Here is a 17,083-nt window from a genome sequence, read left to right as displayed (position 1 = left end):
GATATAATAGAAGAAGGTTCTTAGAATCATTAAAATATAGGAGAACAAAATGGCGAAAAAACCAACAAAAAAATTAGATGAAATTGGGAAAAAATTTGGAGCTGATCGTGAAAAAGCTTTGAATGATGCTCTTAAATTGATTGAAAAAGATTTTGGTAAGGGCTCAATCATGCGCTTGGGTGAACGAGCAGAGCAAAAAGTGCAAGTGATGAGTTCAGGCTCTTTGGCACTTGATATTGCACTCGGTTCAGGTGGTTATCCAAAGGGGCGTATCATCGAAATCTACGGTCCAGAGTCATCAGGTAAGACAACAGTTGCCCTTCACGCTGTAGCGCAAGCACAAAAAGAAGGTGGAATTGCAGCCTTTATCGATGCGGAACACGCTCTTGACCCAGCCTATGCAGCAGCTCTTGGGGTTAACATTGACGAATTGCTCTTGTCACAACCAGACTCAGGTGAGCAAGGTCTTGAAATTGCAGGGAAATTGATCGATTCAGGTGCGGTTGACCTTGTGGTTATTGACTCAGTTGCAGCTCTTGTACCTCGTGCGGAAATCGATGGAGATATCGGAGATAGCCACGTTGGTCTTCAAGCTCGTATGATGAGCCAAGCTATGCGTAAACTCGGTGCTTCTATCAACAAGACAAAGACAATTGCTATCTTCATCAACCAGTTGCGTGAAAAAGTAGGGGTTATGTTTGGAAATCCAGAAACAACTCCTGGTGGACGCGCCCTTAAATTCTATGCTTCAGTCCGTTTGGATGTGCGTGGAAGTACACAAATCAAGGGAACTGGTGATCAAAAAGATACGAACGTTGGTAAAGAAACTAAGATTAAAGTTGTGAAAAACAAGGTAGCTCCACCGTTCAAAGAAGCTCTTGTTGAAATCATGTATGGTGAAGGGATTTCTAGAACTGGTGAACTCTTGAAGATTGCTAGTGATTTGGATATTATCCAAAAAGCAGGTGCTTGGTACTCATACAAGGGTGAAAAAATCGGACAAGGTTCTGAGAATGCTAAGAAATACTTGGCAGATCACCCAGAAATCTTTGATGAAATTGACCACCAAGTTCGTGTTCGATATGGTTTAATTGAAGAGGAAGAAGGTTCTAAAGCAAGTGCAGCAGCTGATGCAGATTCTAACCAAGAAGTAACACTTGATTTGGGCGACGCTCTTGAAATCGAAATTGAAGAATAAAAAAAGTAGCAGTAAAACTGCTACTTTTTTTATTTCGTGTTGACTAGTGGTCACTAAAGCGTCGGTATTCGATACGAAAGTCGAAGTAGTTCTCTTCTTGCAATTTTTGAAAGATGTTCCGATAGGCCTCTTCATCAAAGTGGTCGCCACGATAGAGAATTTCGAAACTCATTCCCTCGTATTCCAAGAAGGCGTTGGCAGTTTTAAAGCCATTTTGTAAGTAAAAGTCCATGCGGGCTTTTCTTTGTTCGAGATTGTCACAGTCTTCGTCTAATCGCTCCACTTCAAGAATCATGGTACGCTGGTAAAAATCAATCAATTTTTCAATAATTTCTTTTCCATAACCATGGCTACGCAAATGAGGCATGATGGCGAAAAAACTGATGTAGAAAGCTTTTTGATTGGAGATGGCAAAGGCAAAGCCAACAAACTCCTCCTCATTATAAAAGGCGAAAAAGTGAGCGTCATCCCTATCTTGATACAGTAAAAATTCGTCTAAGGGCACCCTTTCTTCTTCAGGGAAGGCCTCCTTGTTTAATTGTTCCACTTTCTCAAGGTCTGGGAATCCATCTGTAATTAACTGGCTTGTTAAGATCATACATACCCTCCTTTTCTGTCACGATTATACCAGATTGTTTACATATAGGCAACGCTTTCTTAAGGAAACTCCCTTGTTCCTCAACTTGAAAGCTGATATAATAGCCTTATGAATAAGAAATCAACGGTGGACTTGATTCATGGTCCCATTCTTCCTTCACTGATTAGTTTTGCATTACCGATTTTACTTTCCAATATCTTTCAGCAACTATACAATACAGCTGATATTTTGATTGTTGGGCGTTTTTTAGGACAGAATTCCTTGGCGGCAGTTGGAGCTACGACAGCTATTTTTGATTTGATTATTGGCTTTGCTCTCGGAGTCGGAAATGGGATGGGAGTTGTTATTGCTCGGCTTTATGGTGCTCGTAATTTTACAAAGATTAAAGAGGCTGTCGCAGCGACTTGGATTTTAGGTACAATCCTGAGTGGTCTTGTGATGCTGATGGGTTTCTTCGGCCTCTATCCACTCTTACAGTACCTAGAAACTCCCATAGAAATTCTCCCCCAATCTTATGAATACATCTCTATGATTGTCAGCTGTGTGGGAGTTAGCTTTGCTTATAATCTCTTTGCAGGATTACTACGCTCGATTGGTGATAGCCTTGCGGCGCTTGCCTTTCTTATCTTTTCAGCCATTGTTAATGTCATTCTAGATTTATATTTTATTACACAACTGCAGTTGGGTGTTCAGTCTGCAGGTCTTGCAACCATCATCTCGCAAGGTTTGTCCGCTATTCTCTGTTATTTCTATATCCGAAAAAGTGTTCCAGAGCTTCTTCCAGAACTTAAACATTTCAGATGGAATAAGGATCTCTATGTTGATCTCTTGGAGCAGGGGCTAGCCATGGGGCTGATGGGTTCAATCGTCTCTGTCGGAAGTGTCATCTTACAATCCTCTGTTAATGGATTTGGAGCAGTTATTATCAGTGCCCAAACGGCAGCACGTAGAATCATGGCCTTTGCCTTATTGCCAATGACGGCAATTTCGGCTTCTATGACGACTTTTATCTCTCAAAACTTTGGGGCAAAACGTCCAGATCGTATCGTCCAAGGTCTTCGTTTAGGTAGCTATTTGAGTATGGCTTGGGCAACCTTTGCTTGTGTGTTCCTATTTTTTGCAAGTCCTAGCCTAGTTTCTTTCTTAGCGAGTTCAACAGATGGTTACTTGATTGAAAATGGAACCTTGTACCTACGTATTAGTTCTGTTTTCTATCCATTTTTGAGTCTTTTATTGATTTATAGAAATAGTTTGCAGGGACTCGGTCAAAAACTCTTACCCCTCATATCTAGTTTTATCGAGTTTATCGGGAAAATTGTTTTCGTCGCTTGGATTATTCCATGGGCAGGTTATACAGGTGTGATTCTATGTGAACCGCTACTTTGGCTTGTTATGACTGCACAGCTTTATATCTCACTCTCTCAGCACCCTTGGATAAAAGAAGGCAAGAAGATCTTGGCTGTCGGCGGATAATCCTAGCTTCATTTATAAAAGAAAAATCCATTTCCTCTAGTGAAAATCGACTAGACTTGTGTTATAATAAGAAAGATTAAAATGTGAAAAAAGGAGATTCCTAATGGGACGTAAATGGGCCAATATCGTAGCCAAGAAAACGGCTAAAGATGGAGCTAACTCTAAAGTATATGCAAAATTTGGTGTAGAAATCTATGTAGCAGCTAAAAAAGGTGATCCAGATCCAGAATCAAACTCAGCTTTGAAATTCGTTATCGACCGTGCTAAACAAGCGCAAGTGCCAAAACACGTTATTGATAAGGCTTTGGATAAGGCTAAAGGAAATACAGACGAAACCTTTACAGAAGGACGTTACGAAGGGTTTGGGCCAAATGGTTCAATGCTCATCGTGGATACCTTGACTTCAAACGTTAACCGTACAGCTGCCAATGTCCGTGCTGCCTTTGGTAAAAACGGCGGAAACATGGGAGCTTCAGGTTCAGTATCTTACCTCTTTGACAACAAGGGTGTCATCGTATTTTCTGGTGACGACGCTGATGCTATCTTTGAACTCTTGCTTGAAGCAGATGTCGATGTAGACGATGTAGAAGCAGAAGAAGGAACAATCACTGTTTACACAGCTCCAACTGACCTTCACAAAGCTATTGTGGCTTTGCGCGAGTCTGGTATCGAAGAATTCCAAGTAACAGAACTTGAGATGATTCCTCAGTCAGAAGTGGAATTGTCAGGGGAAGACCTTGAAACCTTTGAAAAACTCTACGGAGTCCTCGAAGACGACGAAGACGTACAAAAAATCTATACCAATGTAGATGGCTTCTAATAAATAAAAACAAGCCCTTGAAAACATTGGTATTTCAAGGGCTTTTGTTATGTCTTTGTGTAGAAAAGGGGCAAGAAAGAGACAAAAATCTCTTTTGCCCAAAACGTTATTAGTTATCTATAATCGTCCATGATCCAATGGATTGTGGAAAAATCGTGGTGTTGGGATTTAGAAATCGAGATTTGGTCTACCGATTGCTATTCCCAGCACGTTTTTTGTTATGTTAAACTTTCACTCCATCATCAGTTTTCTCTTTTCTATCCAAGCCTAGGGCAAATTTTCGGATGAGAAGAAACTGGCCGTTTTCCTGCTTTGCGAAAGTGAGTACGACTGTCTTGGTGTTTGAACCGAGGGATAGATAGGTGATTTTCTTAATGTCGTAATCACCTGAGGTTGACTCAATTTCAGAATCTGGTAATCCATGCTTGCTGATGATATCTTTGTAGTTGGAGCCGCCTTTTCCTCTGTTTGCAGTGTCTCCCTCTATCAAAGCATCAAACTGTTCCTGGGTCCAAGAGAAGGTATCAGTATCTTCGATATCCTCTTCATCTGGTCTATAATCTGGTGATTTTCCAAATTTCTCATCTTCCGTTAAAGAGGTCAGACTTCTGTATGGGTGTCGAAAGTTTTTAGCCAGGTCGGTAAAAAGCCCAGAAGGTAATACTTGCGTCATTAAGACAAGAAAAATGGATAGAATACCTAGGCTTGTTCCGATGATAGCCAATGTTTTACGATTTTTAAGATTAAGACCGATACCAAAAATGCCTAGGGTGATAGCAATAATGGCAAAGAAAAAGGCTAGAATGCTAATGATTGGTAGCCAGGAACCAAGAAGGGCTAGGGTTCCAAAGATGATGGCAAAGATTCCTAAAATTTTCTCTTCTTTATGTTTCATTTGTGATTTTCTCATTTCTAATCAGGGTGTATTCTTATAGGTGTGAGATAGTGTTTATTATAGATAAAATAAGAGCTGATGTCAATTTCTACTTAGATAGTTCTCATTGAAGCTTAAATGTTCTTATGAGAACTATTTTTACTTAGAAGGGAGAAAGAATGGATAAACCGATGTTGGTCTTTAAACGTTTTTCAATCCCCAGTCTATTGACTCGGACGACTAATGATATCACGCAGATTCAAATGCTCTTTACCATGGGACTCCAAGTGGTCACTCGTGGTCCTATCATGGCTATTTGGGCCATTGGGAAAATCCTTGGCATGTCAGAATACTGGATTTGGGCAGTAGTGGTGGAGTCATTGTCAACGATCCGCAATGCTGACTTGATTCTGGTCATGAAAGAAGGAAACATCATCGAGCAAGGCAATCATGAAGAGCTTATGGCTCAGGCTGGTTTCTATGCAGACCTCTACAATAGTCAATTTACAGAAGACGAAGCAGAAGAATAAATCAAAAGAAGGCTTGACGGCCTTCTTTTTCTGCACTATACTAGAGTAGGAGACGCTAGCAGACTCGTTCTGTCAGGCTTCTTGTGTAAAATCTAGAAACAACGAGAAAACAGATGAAAAACTATCAAGAGTGGTACGAGAAGAGGAAATCAAGTCTTCTTCGACATCCACAACTATTGCAATTGATGCGAGTCTTTAATCGCATGATGACAGTTCTGATGCCCTTGGCTTACTTGACCTTGTTGGGAACAAACTTTGTAAGTAACGGGGTTGGGAAAGAACTTTCTGCTTATATTTTAGTTCCAGCTTTGGGCTTTGTCCTATTGACGCTAGTTCGTAAGTGGATCAATCAACCGCGTCCTTATGAGACTTGGGAAATTATTCCGCTACTAGATAAGGACAGTTCTGGTAATTCAATGCCCAGTCGCCATGTCTTTTCAGCAACCATCATTTCCATGGCTTGCATGCATGCAAATCTTCCTGTGGGGTTGGTTTTGTTGGTCTTATCAGCTCTTTTAGGTCTTGTACGGGTCTTGGGTGGAGTACATTATCCCAAGGATGTTTTAGTTGGCTACGTCTGTGGTCTCCTCTTGGGAATTCTTTTCTTTATTGTGTAAGAAGCAAAGCAAGTGGGCTTGGCCTCGTAACCACTTACGGGTCAAAAGTGACCACTTGCTTTTTTGCTCTTGTAAAGTCTTTTAGGCTTTGGTATAGTAGATGCAGAAAGGAGATAGGATGAAGTTACGAATCGAGATTGATAGTGAATTAACTGAGACAGAGATTGTCATCAAGGCTGCAGCCCTGACAGATGAGATAGCTGACTTGCAACGACTCTTGCAAGAAACCAAGGCTCCTAGGTTGATCTTTTATAAGGGGACGGGTGAATATTACTTAGACTTGGCAGAAATTCTCTTTTTTGAGACAGAAGGTAGCAAGATTTACGCCCATACCCAGAAAGAGGCCTACGAGGTTCGGCTCAAGCTTTATGAGTTGGAGTCCATCCTGCCCTGTTATTTCAGTCGGGTTTCCAAGTCGACCATAGCCAATATCCGTCAGGTCTACTCGGTGGATAAGTCCTTCTCAGGGACAGGCACTATTTCCTTTTATCAAACCCACAAGGAGGTTCACGTGTCACGACACTATCAATCCCTCCTAAAAGAAAATCTAAGAAACATGAGGTAAGAACATGAAAAAGAAAGCATTTGGTATTGTGTTGCTAGTGTTGGCAGCTTTAGTATTGTTACAGGGAAGTTTTGGAATTCCTTCATTTGGAGGGCAGATTTGGCCCTTGATTGGTATTGGATTTTTTGCCTATCAATCAGTTGAAGCTTTGCTTCGTCGTCATTTCAATTCAGCCACTTTTACAGCCCTAGTGGCCCTCATGATTGCTAATCACTTTTATGACATTTTACCGATTCCCAATCAATCACTGTTCTGGGCGGGAGTGCTAATCGTTCTCGGAGTTGGCATGTTGACTAATTCGAACAAAACATGGAACGAGAAAAAATGGTGGTATGACGGTAAAAAGACCATTCTAACAGAAAAGGAAGTTTCCTTTGGTAGTGGAACTTTTTACAAACAGGACCAAGACTTGGTAGAAGACCAGTTTGAAGTTAGCTGTGGGAATGCCAAGATTTATTATGACAATGCAGAGATGTTAGGTGATAGTGCAACCTTGAAGGTAGAAGTCAGTTTAGGGAATGCAGTTATCTATGTGCCCCAACACTGGAGAGTGGACCTGAAGGTGGAGACTTCTTGTGGAGTAGCTAAGGCAGATGCTCCTGTAGCCCCAACCAGCAAAACCTTGATTATCCGTGGAGAGGTAGCTTTTGGTAAATTAGAAGTTGTCTACGTCAAATAAAAAAAGTCTTCCAATTCCCTTGCCAAAAATAAGAAAGTGTGATAACATAGTACGGTATGTGGTGCTAGCACATCCGCTATATTAGATCTAATAGGAGGAAAACACAATGGCTAAAGTATGTTACTTTACAGGTCGTAAGACTGTATCAGGAAACAACCGTTCACACGCGATGAACCAAACTAAACGTGCCGTAAAACCAAACCTTCAAAAAGTTACTGTTCTTATCGATGGTAAACCTAAAAAAGTTTGGGCTTCAGCTCGTGCTTTGAAATCAGGAAAAGTAGAACGCGTTTAATAAACATGAAAAGACCTACAGGGTCTTTTTTGTTTTGCTCGACAGCTGAAATCATTTGAAAAATCAAGCAAATATCCGATGATACATCATTCTGCTTTTACAGTTGGGCTGAAATATGATAAAATAGAGTATCAACTATTTGAGGTAAAAAAAATGACTGTAAAAATTAATACAAAAGATGGTCAAGTCGAACTGACAGATGATGTAATCGCTACTGTCGTAGGTGGTGCAGCAACTGAAATTTTTGGTGTAGTCGGTATGGCTAGTAAAAATGCCCTCAAAGATAATTTCCAAGCCCTTCTTGGTAAGGAAAATTATTCAAAAGGTGTAGTCGTTAAAGCAGCTGAAGACGGTAGTATTGCAGTTGATGTATATACTGTATTGAGCTACGGTACAAAAATCAGTGAAGTTTCAAAAAACATCCAAGAACGTGTTCGCTTTAGCCTAGAGAACCAACTTGGAATCACTGCTCAAACTGTGAATGTCTACATTCAAAATATCAAAGTTGTAGGAGAATAATCGTGTCAAATATTACTACAAGCTTATTTCAAGAAATGGTACAGGCTGCTTCAACTCGTTTGAACAAGCAAGCCGAATATGTCAATTCATTGAACGTCTTCCCAGTTCCAGACGGAGATACAGGAACAAACATGGGGATGACTATCGAAAATGGTGCTAAAGAAGTAGCAGACAAACCAGCTTCAACTGTTGGTGAGGCTGCAAGTATCTTGGCTAAAGGTCTTTTGATGGGTGCGCGTGGGAACTCAGGAGTTATCACTTCTCAGCTTTTCCGCGGATTTTCACAAGCCATCAAGACAAAAGAAGAGTTAACAGGAAAAGATCTAGCTCTTGCCTTCCAATCAGGTGTTGAGGTTGCCTACAAGGCTGTTATGAAGCCTGTTGAAGGAACAATCTTGACTGTATCACGTGGAGCTGCTATCGGTGCTAAGAAAAAAGCAGAACAGACAGATGACGCAGTTGAAGTTATGCGTGCAGCCTTGGAAGGAGCTAAAGCAGCCCTTGCTAAAACTCCAGAAATGCTTCCAGTATTGAAGGAAGTTGGAGTTGTGGACTCAGGTGGTCAAGGTTTGGTCTTCATCTATGAAGGATTCCTTTCAGCTCTTACTGGTGAATACAGTGCATCTGAAGACTTTGTAGCGACTCCAGCCAATATGGGTGAGATGATCAATGCAGAACACCACAAATCTGTAGCTGGACATGTGACAACAGAAGACATTACCTTTGGTTACTGTACTGAAATCATGGTTGCCCTTAAACAAGGCCCAACTTATGCTAAAGAGTTTGACTACGAAGAATTCCGTAACTACTTGAACGAACTTGGGGATTCTCTACTTGTTGTCAATGATGACGAAATCGTTAAAGTTCACGTCCATACAGAAGATCCAGGACTTGTTATGCAAGAAGGTCTCAAGTATGGTAGCTTGGTCAAGGTTAAAGTCGATAACATGCGTAACCAACACGAAGCGCAAGTAGAAAAAGAAGCTCAAGTCAGCAAGCCAGCTGAAGAAAAAGAATATGCTCTTATCGCAGTAGTAGCTGGACAAGGATTGGCAGACATTTTCCGTGCACAAGGTGTGGACTACGTCATCGAGGGCGGACAAACCATGAACCCTTCGACAGAAGACTTTGTCAAGGCTGTTGAGAAAGTTAATGCTCGTAACATCATCTTCTTGCCAAACAACAAAAACATCTTCATGGCAGCTCAATCTGCAGCTGAAGTATTGGAACAACCAGCTGTTGTAGTAGAAGCGCGTACAATTCCTCAAGGATTGACTAGCCTTCTAGCATTTGACCCAAGCAAGTCTATCGAAGAAAACCAAGAACGCATGACTGCAGCTCTTGGGGACGTTGTCAGCGGTAGTGTAACAACAGCCGTTCGTGACACGACTATCGATGGTCTAGAAATTCATGAAAATGACAATCTTGGTATGGTGGATGGTAAGATTCTCGTATCAAATCCTGATATGCACCAAACCTTGACTGAAACATTGAAACATATGTTGGACGAAGACAGTGAAATCGTAACCTTCTATGTTGGAGAAGACGGAAGCGAAGAATTGGCAAATGAAATTGCTCAAGAAATCGCAGAAGAATTCGAAGATGTCGAAGTAGAAATTCACCAAGGACAACAACCGGTTTATCCATATCTTTTCAGTGTGGAATAAAGAATGAAATAAATAGAAAAAGAAAGTTGAGGAATCAACTTTCTTTTTTTGTGACATTTGTCATATTTCCTCATGACAGAAGCTTCTAGTGATTCTACCTTCAAAGAATTATACTAGATGTATCAAATGGAGGAAGAAAAAAATGAAAGATAAAGTAATTGTCGCAATGAGTTTAGTAGCAGCAGGAGTCATGACTTATCTCATGTTCTCAGGATTGGATGAAGGCTTCTATCATTTTCCTTGGGAGCTATTTGCAGGATTTGGAATCATGTCTTGGTTGATCCGAGAAGGTTTGAAATTGGTCTCAGATGTGAAAAAGGAGTTTGAAAAATGAAAAAAGCGATTCTCTTTCTTTTTATTGGACTGTCACTAGTGGTATGGTTGGTAGAAATGTTTACAGGTTGGTTTGATCAAGCCTTCCTTCACCAAGTTATTCGCGGTGCCTGGGGTCTAGGATTTATGATTTTTATCGCCTTTCCGATGGGGATGGAATGGCTGAAAGGAGAATATCATGAATATGATTAAGGTAGAAAGCCTAAATAAAAACATCAAGGGCAAGGCTATATTGAAGGATATTTCCTTTGATGTAGCTGAAGGTGAATGCGTCGCCTTGATTGGGCCAAATGGTGCTGGAAAGACAACACTCTTGGACTGTTTGCTTGGAGATAAACTGGTCACAAGCGGTCAAGTATCCATCCAAGGCTTGCCAGTGACGAGCTCTAAGTTGGACTACACAAGATCCTACCTGCCTCAAGAAAATGTTATCGTTCAGAAATTAAAGGTCAAAGAGTTGATTGCTTTCTTTCAAAGTATTTATCCAAATCCCTTGAGCAACCAGGAGATCGATCAACTATTGCAGTTTGACCAGCAACAAAAAGAACAGTTGGCAGAAAAATTGTCAGGTGGGCAAAAGCGTCTCTTCTCTTTTGTCTTGACCTTGATTGGGCGACCAAAACTTGTCTTTTTAGATGAGCCAACTGCGGCCATGGATACTTCAACTCGTCAACGTTTTTGGGAAATTGTTCAGGAGCTAAAAGCTAAGGGAGTTACCATTCTCTATTCCTCCCATTATATCGAAGAGGTAGAGCATACAGCTGACCGGATCTTGGTCTTGAATAAGGGAGAGTTGATTCGCGATACAACACCTCTAGCCATGCGCAGTGAGGAGATTGAAAAGCACTTTATCCTTCCTCTAGCATACAAGGAAGTCATTGAGCAGTCTAACTTGGTTGAAAACTGGTCACAAAAACAAGATGCTTTGCAAGTAGTTACACGTGAAGCGGATGCTTTTTGGGAACTGTTAGTTCAAGCAGGATGTAGCATACAAGAAATCGAAGTTAATAACCGTAGTTTGCTAGATACAATCTTTGAAGAAACACAGAAGGGAGATGACTAAGATGAAACGATGGATCGCACTAAATAAGATAGAATTTCTATTGACCAAACGGCAACTAGTCTATTATTTATTATCAGTAGGGATGCCGACAGCCTTCTATTTATTCTTTTCAGGCATGTACCAGGAAACACCAGGTGGACCGGCTAATTTTATGCGCGACTACCTCATCTCCATGACAGCTTTTTCCATGATGTCGACAGCTATCTTTTCATTCCCAGTTGTTTTACATACCGACAAGATCAACAACTGGCAGAAAATATTACGTCATAGCCCTGTAAATATGGTAGAATATTATCTATCAAAGATAACAAGTATGATGGTTGATTATTTGGTCTCAATTCTGGTTGTTTTCTCAGTTGGGCATTTTGTAAGAGGTGTGGATATGTCTCTTGGAAACTGGATTGGGGCTGCGTTCTTGCTGATAGTAGGAAGTGTTGCCTTTGTAGCACTTGGCTTGACCCTGACTCTCTTGCCGTCCAGTCAGCTGATGTCTGTCGTGGGCAATCTTCTTTACTTTGGCTTGGCTGTTTTAGGCGGACTCTGGATGCCTGTCTCTTTATTTCCAGACTGGATGCAAGCAATCGGGAAGCGTCTACCAAGCTATCAGTTGATGGAGTTGCTCAAGACCTTCTTAAACGAGGGTGGCATCAATTTATCAGCCACAGTTTATCTACTTGTTTTTTCAGCAGTTTTGTTTGGTTTGACCATTTACCTTCAAGGTCATAAGGAGAATGCTTAATGCTTGAAAGACTGAAAAGCATACATTATATGTTCTGGGTCAGTTTAATTTTTATGATTTTCCCCATCCTGCCTGTAGTGACTGGGTGGCTTTCTGCCTGGCATTTATTGATTGATATTCTATTTGTAGTTGCGTATTTGGGTATTTTAACAACTAAGAGCCAGCGCCTATCTTGGCTTTTCTGGGGGATCATGCTGACTTATGTAGTTGGGAATACTGCCTTTGTTACTGTTAATTATATCTGGTTTTTCTTTTTCCTATCCAATCTCTTAAGTTATCATTTTGGTGTACGTAGTTTAAAGTCTTTACATGTCTGGACTTTTCTCCTTGCTCAAGTGCTTGTTGTGGGCCAACTTTTGATTACTCAGAGAATCGAAGTTGAGTTTCTATTCTATTTACTTGTAATTCTTGCTTTTGTCGATTTAATGACATTTGGTATGGTTCGGATTCGCATTGTGGAGGATTTGAAAGAAGAACAGGCCAAGCAAAATGCTCAGATAAATTTATTGCTTGCTGAAAATGAACGCAGTCGTATCGGTCAGGATTTGCATGATAGTTTGGGACATACCTTTGCTATGCTGAGTGTCAAGACAGATCTAGCCCTGCAGTTATTTCAGATGCAGGCCTATCCACAGGTGGAGAAGGAATTAAAAGAAATTCACCAGATCAGCAAAGATTCCATGAATGAAGTGCGTACCATCGTGGAAAATCTGAAATCAAGGACCCTAGCTTCAGAACTTGAAACTGTTAAAAAGATGCTTGAGATTGCTGATATTGAAGTCCAGGTTGACAATCAATTGGACAAGGCTAGCCTGACCCAGGATGTGGAGTCAACGACTGCTATGATTTTATTAGAACTGGCGACCAATATCATTAAGCATGCCAGCGCTAACAAAGCCTATCTAAAACTGGAACGTACAGATCAGGAATTGCTCCTGACAGTCAGAGATGACGGGAAAGGTTTTGCAACTATAAAAGGGAATGAACTCCATACAGTCCGTGACCGTGCAGTAGCCTTCTCAGGTCAAGTAGAGCTGGTCAGTTTGAAAGATCCCACAGAGGTGCGCGTGCATCTGCCTTATAAGGAGAGAAAGTAGATGAAAGTATTAGTCGCAGAAGATCAAAGTATGCTTAGAGACGCCATGTGCCAGCTCTTAAGTTTTCAACCAGATGTGGAGACTGTCTTGCAAGCGAAAAATGGAGCCGAGGCTATCGAGGTTTTGGAGAACGAAACAGTAGATATTGCCATCCTTGACGTCGAAATGCCAGTCAAGACAGGACTCGAAGCTCTCGAGTGGATCAAACAAGAAGTTCCTGAAACCAAGGTGGTTATCGTTACGACCTTTAAACGCCCAGGTTATTTTGAACGAGCAGTCAAAGCAGGAGTAGATGCCTATGTCTTGAAAGAGCGAAGCATCGCTGAGCTCATGCAAACCCTGCATACGGTGTTAGAGGGACGCAAGGAGTATTCTCCAGAGCTGATGGAAGTCATGATGACCCATCCCAATCCCTTGACCGAGCAGGAAGTCGCTGTTTTGCATGGAGTAGCACAGGGGCTGTCCAACCAAGAGATTGCGGACAAGCTCTACCTCTCAAACGGTACCGTCCGTAATTACATGACCAATATCCTCTCCAAACTAGGCGCCAGCAACCGAACCGAAGCAGCCAAAACTGCCGAAGAAGAAGGCTGGTTGTAAGGGGGAATAGTAAGAAAAAATCTCTTAGAAATGAATCTAAGAGATTTTTTTGTATTATTCAAGTCTATTTGGCTACCCAGCCAATGGCATCGTGTGGTGGGTTTTCGGTGTCAATCCAGATGAATTCGATGCCAATTTCGCCATTTTTAAACTTGGTCAATCGAATGCCGTTGATTTCTAGTTCATTGAGTCTTTGACCTGTCAAAACTTCTCGTTCCTTCAACTGGAAAACACCACGCAAAATCCAATTTCCAAGAATTTCTTGCTTATCAGTTGACTGAATCGCCTTACCAGCTTCTTGGTTGATATAGGCATTGATGACATCACCAGAAGGTAAAAATCTTAGTTTAAAGGTTCTTTCCTCTTTGGATAGAGCTAGTTTTTTACTATCAGGTTCAAAGGTCCCAAATCCTGGTCCGAAGAAGTCAGGCCTTTCATCGTGGAAATTTTTGGAGTCAGGCAGAGGAATGTATACTTCACTAACTGGACGATAGACGAGTTGTTCAATTTCTTTAATGAGTTTTTCATTGTCAGTATTATGGACAAAGTGAATCAAGTTTTCACGAATAGCCTTCATCTTAGCTTTTTCTTCTTTGCTAGTCCATTTCTTCAAGAGGATTTCTTCTAAAGAAAAAGTCACAAAGGCTAGTTCTTCTGGAGCTAATTTGTCCTTGAATTTATCCTGAATCTTTAAAATCCGTGGCAGACGATCTTTCTTAGCTAGTTTTGATCCGCCATTAAAGGCATTAAAACCAGAGTTTTCTTCTACATTTCCATGTTTGTCTGTGATTACCCAAGATACTGTTTCTAAGATATGGGATTGTTCCTTTTCAGCTGTTAGCAAATGAAGATTTTCAAAGAGAGAAAAAGGATCTTCGATGTAATGAACATCCCAAGTATCTACCACAATGTCTTTATTGTTAAAAGTCATGTGAAGCTGGCTGTCAGCTGCCGTGTACTTGTAGTGGTGTTGTCCATCCGTAAATCGGAAATTGGTCGGATTGTTTTTGGTAGTTGATCCTTCAATGACTAGGTTATCAATATCGACTGGTAAATAAGATGTTTCACCTACAAAAATCTTCGGATTTTCTCCCTTTGGTGTTGGCATCAGAACGTGGTAAACAGCTTCAACATTGACCGAGTCAGAGTTGAATCCCTTGATTTGCGCCTTAGAGGACTCAATTCTCTGATTCCGCAGAGTCGCAATCTTTCGTGCCAACTCCTCATAGCGTTGATAGTTTACCTTGTCTGCTGCTTCTTTATCTACTGAAATATCCGCATGAAATTTGATGTCACCTAATAAGTCCGTCCAAGATTGAGAATCTTTCTTGAACTGAGCGATTTTTTGGTCTCCAGAATTAATCCCAAAAGACTTGATGCCTACTAGGTATTTATGATTTTCATCTACAACAACAGAAGCATCATAGGAAGTATTGGCGATATCTTCCCCGACAGCATTAAAAGCCTTCTGGAAAACCGTCTCCTGAAACTTGGAGTTGACAATCGGAGCCACATAATTCTCTGTTTGTCCTTCGTCTTCGGATTCTGCCTTTTGAGAGAAAGCTTGGCTCAAGCTAGCGAAGTTGATAATTAAGGTTTTGTATTTTTCTTTTTGTTCAGACTTTAGATGTTCCCACATAAGCGCCCTCTTTTCTATTTTCAGTATATCAAAAGAAGATTAGTTTTTCACTAATCCTCTTATATATTCGTTAATTAATACTGTAAAATTCAAGTTTGCCTTGTTTTTTGACAAATCTCAAATACTCTTCATCTGACAGAAGGGCTAAACCATCGTCATAAGCTTTGATTTTTTCAAGAGCCTGTTCATAGCTGTCCACAAAATCCTTGACATAGGATTGCCCTTCAAACTGGCCATTCATCTTAGTGTAGATAATGGCGAATTTCCTTGAGCGGTCAAGTTGAGATTGCCCTTGGCTCTCATTTAAGGCCATAGCAACATTCTCTGCGATGCGTTTAATCACAGGGACAACAACACTGTTTCCGGCTTGCTTGTAGAGCTGACCGTTAGAAACCCCTTCTGGGATTTTAAAGGATTTAGGGTAACCTTGGACATTAAAGGTTTCTTTCGGTGTTAGCTTACGGATTTCACCGCTATCCGTCAAAATCAATGGAACATTATGTCCACCTGTTCCCATATTGGCTGTGAGAGTAGGTACGACACCGTTTTTATTTTCACGGACATATTGACGGCGCCATTGGTAAACTGTATCTTGACTGGTGACTTCAAACTTCAACTGGTCGTAGAAATTCTGCTTGCCTTCACGGTAGTAGTAGACCTCATCTAGTTTATCACCGAAGTTAATCACATCCTGAAGACTCGTAGTCAACTTGATTTCCTCTGGGAATTCAAACAAGTCATAAGCCTCTTTGGTATCAAAACCGACAATGTAGATACGCTCACGGTTTTGTGGGATATTTCCGTAGTCTTTCCCGTTGAGGACTTTCCACTTGATGAAGTAGTTGTTCTCGGTCAAGGCTTCACGAATAACTTTGAAGGTATTGCCATGGTCATGACCTACCATGTTCTTGACGTTTTCGATGAAGATAGCACGAGGTTTACATCCCTCAATCATGCGAAGCAATTCGAAGAAAAGATCGCCACGATCGTCATCAAATCCCTTGCGATAACCCGCAATACTAAAGGCTTGGCAAGGGAAACCTCCCATAATCACATCCACGCGCTCAGCTGGAATGTCCTCTGGCTGAACATCGTGAATATCACGACCATCCAAATAGGTATCTGGATGGTTTAACTGATAAGTCTGACGCGCATACTTATCAAATTCATTGGCATACACCACTCTGAACTCGTTGGTTTGTTCAAAACCCAACTCAATTCCCCCAACACCTGAAAAGAAAGCTGCAATGTTGTACTTCTCAGGTCGGTTCGAACTTACAGAATTTGTCATGTAGTAACCTGCTTTCTATAATAAAAGTTAAGCAATGTTTAACCTTTATTCAATTTTTTTAGTAGAATATTATAAAGTTTGCTAATTTTCTCTCTTGATTCTGATTTAAATTTCCTATATTTTTCATCATCATCAACAGTATTTAACACTATAGAATAATAGTTCTCTATCTCCATGATATATTCTGTAAGAAGTTTATAAAATTTCTCATCAGTGAATTTATAAAAACTAGATTTTTTTCTAAGGATCTTTAAAATATCTGTCATATCAGTAATACCAGTTAATTTAATCCTACCATTAGTATGAATATAATTGATATCAGATTCAGCTTTTGGTATTTTATACTGCATAAGTTCAAAATATATATCTTGAAAAATTTTAGAGTTTTTTTCTCTCTTCAATTTTATATTTTCAAAAATTAAATTAATCACAAAAGTAATAACCGATAATATAATAGCTATTGCTGATAAAACATTACTCCACATA

20 protein-coding genes and 1 pseudogene are annotated in these 17,083 nt (G+C 40.5%); 16 read left to right on the top strand and 5 right to left on the bottom strand.

The genetic code is table 11. From position 1 onward, the window contains the following. The first annotated feature begins 49 nt into the window (after positions 1 to 49). Positions 50 to 1,198: a recombinase RecA gene (gene recA, locus ACESNQ_RS05070; RefSeq protein WP_373075497.1), complete on the top strand. Its 1,149-nt coding sequence runs from the start codon at positions 50 to 52 to the stop codon at positions 1,196 to 1,198. A 43-nt stretch (positions 1,199 to 1,241) separates the two neighbouring features. Here the strand turns inward: recA and ACESNQ_RS05065 are convergent, their stop codons facing one another. Next, positions 1,242 to 1,796, bottom strand: a complete 555-nt coding sequence (locus ACESNQ_RS05065) for a GNAT family N-acetyltransferase (RefSeq protein WP_373075495.1) — start codon at positions 1,794 to 1,796, stop codon at positions 1,242 to 1,244. A 108-nt stretch (positions 1,797 to 1,904) separates the two neighbouring features. Between ACESNQ_RS05065 and ACESNQ_RS05060 the strand changes: the two genes are divergently transcribed. After that, on the top strand, positions 1,905 to 3,269 hold the full coding sequence (locus ACESNQ_RS05060) for an MATE family efflux transporter (protein WP_373075493.1): 1,365 nt from the start codon (positions 1,905 to 1,907) through the stop codon (positions 3,267 to 3,269). 103 nt (positions 3,270 to 3,372) lie between these two features. Next, entirely contained in the window at positions 3,373 to 4,089 is a 717-nt protein-coding gene (locus ACESNQ_RS05055; protein WP_373075491.1) for a YebC/PmpR family DNA-binding transcriptional regulator, read from the top strand. A gap of 223 nt (positions 4,090 to 4,312) precedes the next feature. Here the strand turns inward: ACESNQ_RS05055 and ACESNQ_RS05050 are convergent, their stop codons facing one another. After that, on the bottom strand, positions 4,313 to 4,984 hold the full coding sequence (locus tag ACESNQ_RS05050; RefSeq protein ID WP_314944237.1) for an ABC transporter permease family protein: 672 nt from the start codon (positions 4,982 to 4,984) through the stop codon (positions 4,313 to 4,315). 356 nt (positions 4,985 to 5,340) lie between these two features. Between ACESNQ_RS05050 and ACESNQ_RS05045 the strand changes: the two are divergent. The 13 genes and pseudogenes from ACESNQ_RS05045 to ACESNQ_RS04985 all read left to right on the top strand — a co-directional run. After that, positions 5,341 to 5,493, top strand: a pseudogene (locus ACESNQ_RS05045) (ABC transporter ATP-binding protein); the annotation flags it as partial. 113 nt (positions 5,494 to 5,606) lie between these two features. Further along, positions 5,607 to 6,110, top strand: a complete 504-nt coding sequence (locus ACESNQ_RS05040) for a phosphatase PAP2 family protein (protein ID WP_373075489.1) — start codon at positions 5,607 to 5,609, stop codon at positions 6,108 to 6,110. Positions 6,111 to 6,228: 118 nt separating this feature from the next. Beyond that, positions 6,229 to 6,675 carry a LytTR family DNA-binding domain-containing protein gene (locus ACESNQ_RS05035; RefSeq protein ID WP_373075487.1) on the top strand — a complete coding sequence of 149 codons (447 nt, stop codon included), beginning with the start codon at positions 6,229 to 6,231 and terminating at the stop codon, positions 6,673 to 6,675. A 4-nt stretch (positions 6,676 to 6,679) separates the two neighbouring features. Then, on the top strand, positions 6,680 to 7,354 hold the full coding sequence (locus ACESNQ_RS05030; protein ID WP_373075485.1) for a LiaF transmembrane domain-containing protein: 675 nt from the start codon (positions 6,680 to 6,682) through the stop codon (positions 7,352 to 7,354). 106 nt (positions 7,355 to 7,460) lie between these two features. Then, positions 7,461 to 7,649 (top strand): 50S ribosomal protein L28, encoded by a 189-nt coding sequence (rpmB, locus tag ACESNQ_RS05025; RefSeq protein WP_001140948.1) that lies wholly within the window; start codon positions 7,461 to 7,463, stop codon positions 7,647 to 7,649. Positions 7,650 to 7,802: 153 nt separating this feature from the next. Next, positions 7,803 to 8,168, top strand: coding sequence for an Asp23/Gls24 family envelope stress response protein (locus ACESNQ_RS05020; RefSeq protein WP_000216443.1), 366 nt, complete (start codon positions 7,803 to 7,805; stop codon positions 8,166 to 8,168). 2 nt (positions 8,169 to 8,170) lie between these two features. Then, positions 8,171 to 9,835 (top strand): DAK2 domain-containing protein, encoded by a 1,665-nt coding sequence (gene fakA, locus ACESNQ_RS05015; RefSeq protein WP_373075476.1) that lies wholly within the window; start codon positions 8,171 to 8,173, stop codon positions 9,833 to 9,835. Positions 9,836 to 9,977: 142 nt separating this feature from the next. Then, positions 9,978 to 10,169, top strand: a complete 192-nt coding sequence (locus ACESNQ_RS05010; RefSeq protein WP_373075475.1) for a hypothetical protein — start codon at positions 9,978 to 9,980, stop codon at positions 10,167 to 10,169. Next, a complete protein-coding gene (locus tag ACESNQ_RS05005; RefSeq protein ID WP_373075473.1) occupies positions 10,166 to 10,360 on the top strand; it encodes a hypothetical protein in 195 nt (64 codons plus the stop codon). Before ACESNQ_RS05010 ends, ACESNQ_RS05005 begins: the two co-directional genes overlap by 4 nt. Continuing rightward, positions 10,347 to 11,231 carry an ABC transporter ATP-binding protein gene (locus ACESNQ_RS05000; RefSeq protein WP_373075471.1) on the top strand — a complete coding sequence of 295 codons (885 nt, stop codon included), beginning with the start codon at positions 10,347 to 10,349 and terminating at the stop codon, positions 11,229 to 11,231. The genes ACESNQ_RS05005 and ACESNQ_RS05000 overlap by 14 nt, the downstream gene beginning before the upstream one ends. Position 11,232: 1 nt before the next feature. Further along, positions 11,233 to 11,970 carry an ABC transporter permease gene (locus ACESNQ_RS04995; RefSeq protein WP_373075469.1) on the top strand — a complete coding sequence of 246 codons (738 nt, stop codon included), beginning with the start codon at positions 11,233 to 11,235 and terminating at the stop codon, positions 11,968 to 11,970. After that, a complete protein-coding gene (locus tag ACESNQ_RS04990; RefSeq protein WP_373075467.1) occupies positions 11,970 to 13,067 on the top strand; it encodes a sensor histidine kinase in 1,098 nt (365 codons plus the stop codon). The genes ACESNQ_RS04995 and ACESNQ_RS04990 overlap by 1 nt, the downstream gene beginning before the upstream one ends. Next, positions 13,068 to 13,667, top strand: coding sequence for a response regulator transcription factor (locus tag ACESNQ_RS04985; protein WP_373075465.1), 600 nt, complete (start codon positions 13,068 to 13,070; stop codon positions 13,665 to 13,667). A gap of 64 nt (positions 13,668 to 13,731) precedes the next feature. On the opposite strand, the gene ACESNQ_RS04980 is transcribed toward ACESNQ_RS04985, so the two are convergent. From ACESNQ_RS04980 to ACESNQ_RS04970, 3 genes are all read right to left on the bottom strand, one after another. Continuing rightward, positions 13,732 to 15,306: a hypothetical protein gene (locus tag ACESNQ_RS04980; protein ID WP_373075463.1), complete on the bottom strand. Its 1,575-nt coding sequence runs from the start codon at positions 15,304 to 15,306 to the stop codon at positions 13,732 to 13,734. 70 nt (positions 15,307 to 15,376) lie between these two features. Next, positions 15,377 to 16,597: a DNA cytosine methyltransferase gene (locus tag ACESNQ_RS04975; RefSeq protein WP_373075461.1), complete on the bottom strand. Its 1,221-nt coding sequence runs from the start codon at positions 16,595 to 16,597 to the stop codon at positions 15,377 to 15,379. Positions 16,598 to 16,635: 38 nt separating this feature from the next. After that, entirely contained in the window at positions 16,636 to 17,082 is a 447-nt protein-coding gene (locus ACESNQ_RS04970) for a hypothetical protein (RefSeq protein ID WP_373075459.1), read from the bottom strand. Position 17,083 lies beyond the last annotated feature (1 nt).

The organism is Streptococcus infantis (genome assembly GCF_964243025.1).
GTDB lineage: Bacteria > Bacillota > Bacilli > Lactobacillales > Streptococcaceae > Streptococcus > Streptococcus infantis_N.
The sequence above is the reverse complement of the archived record's forward strand: the minus strand, read 5'-3'. Positions and strand labels throughout refer to the sequence as shown.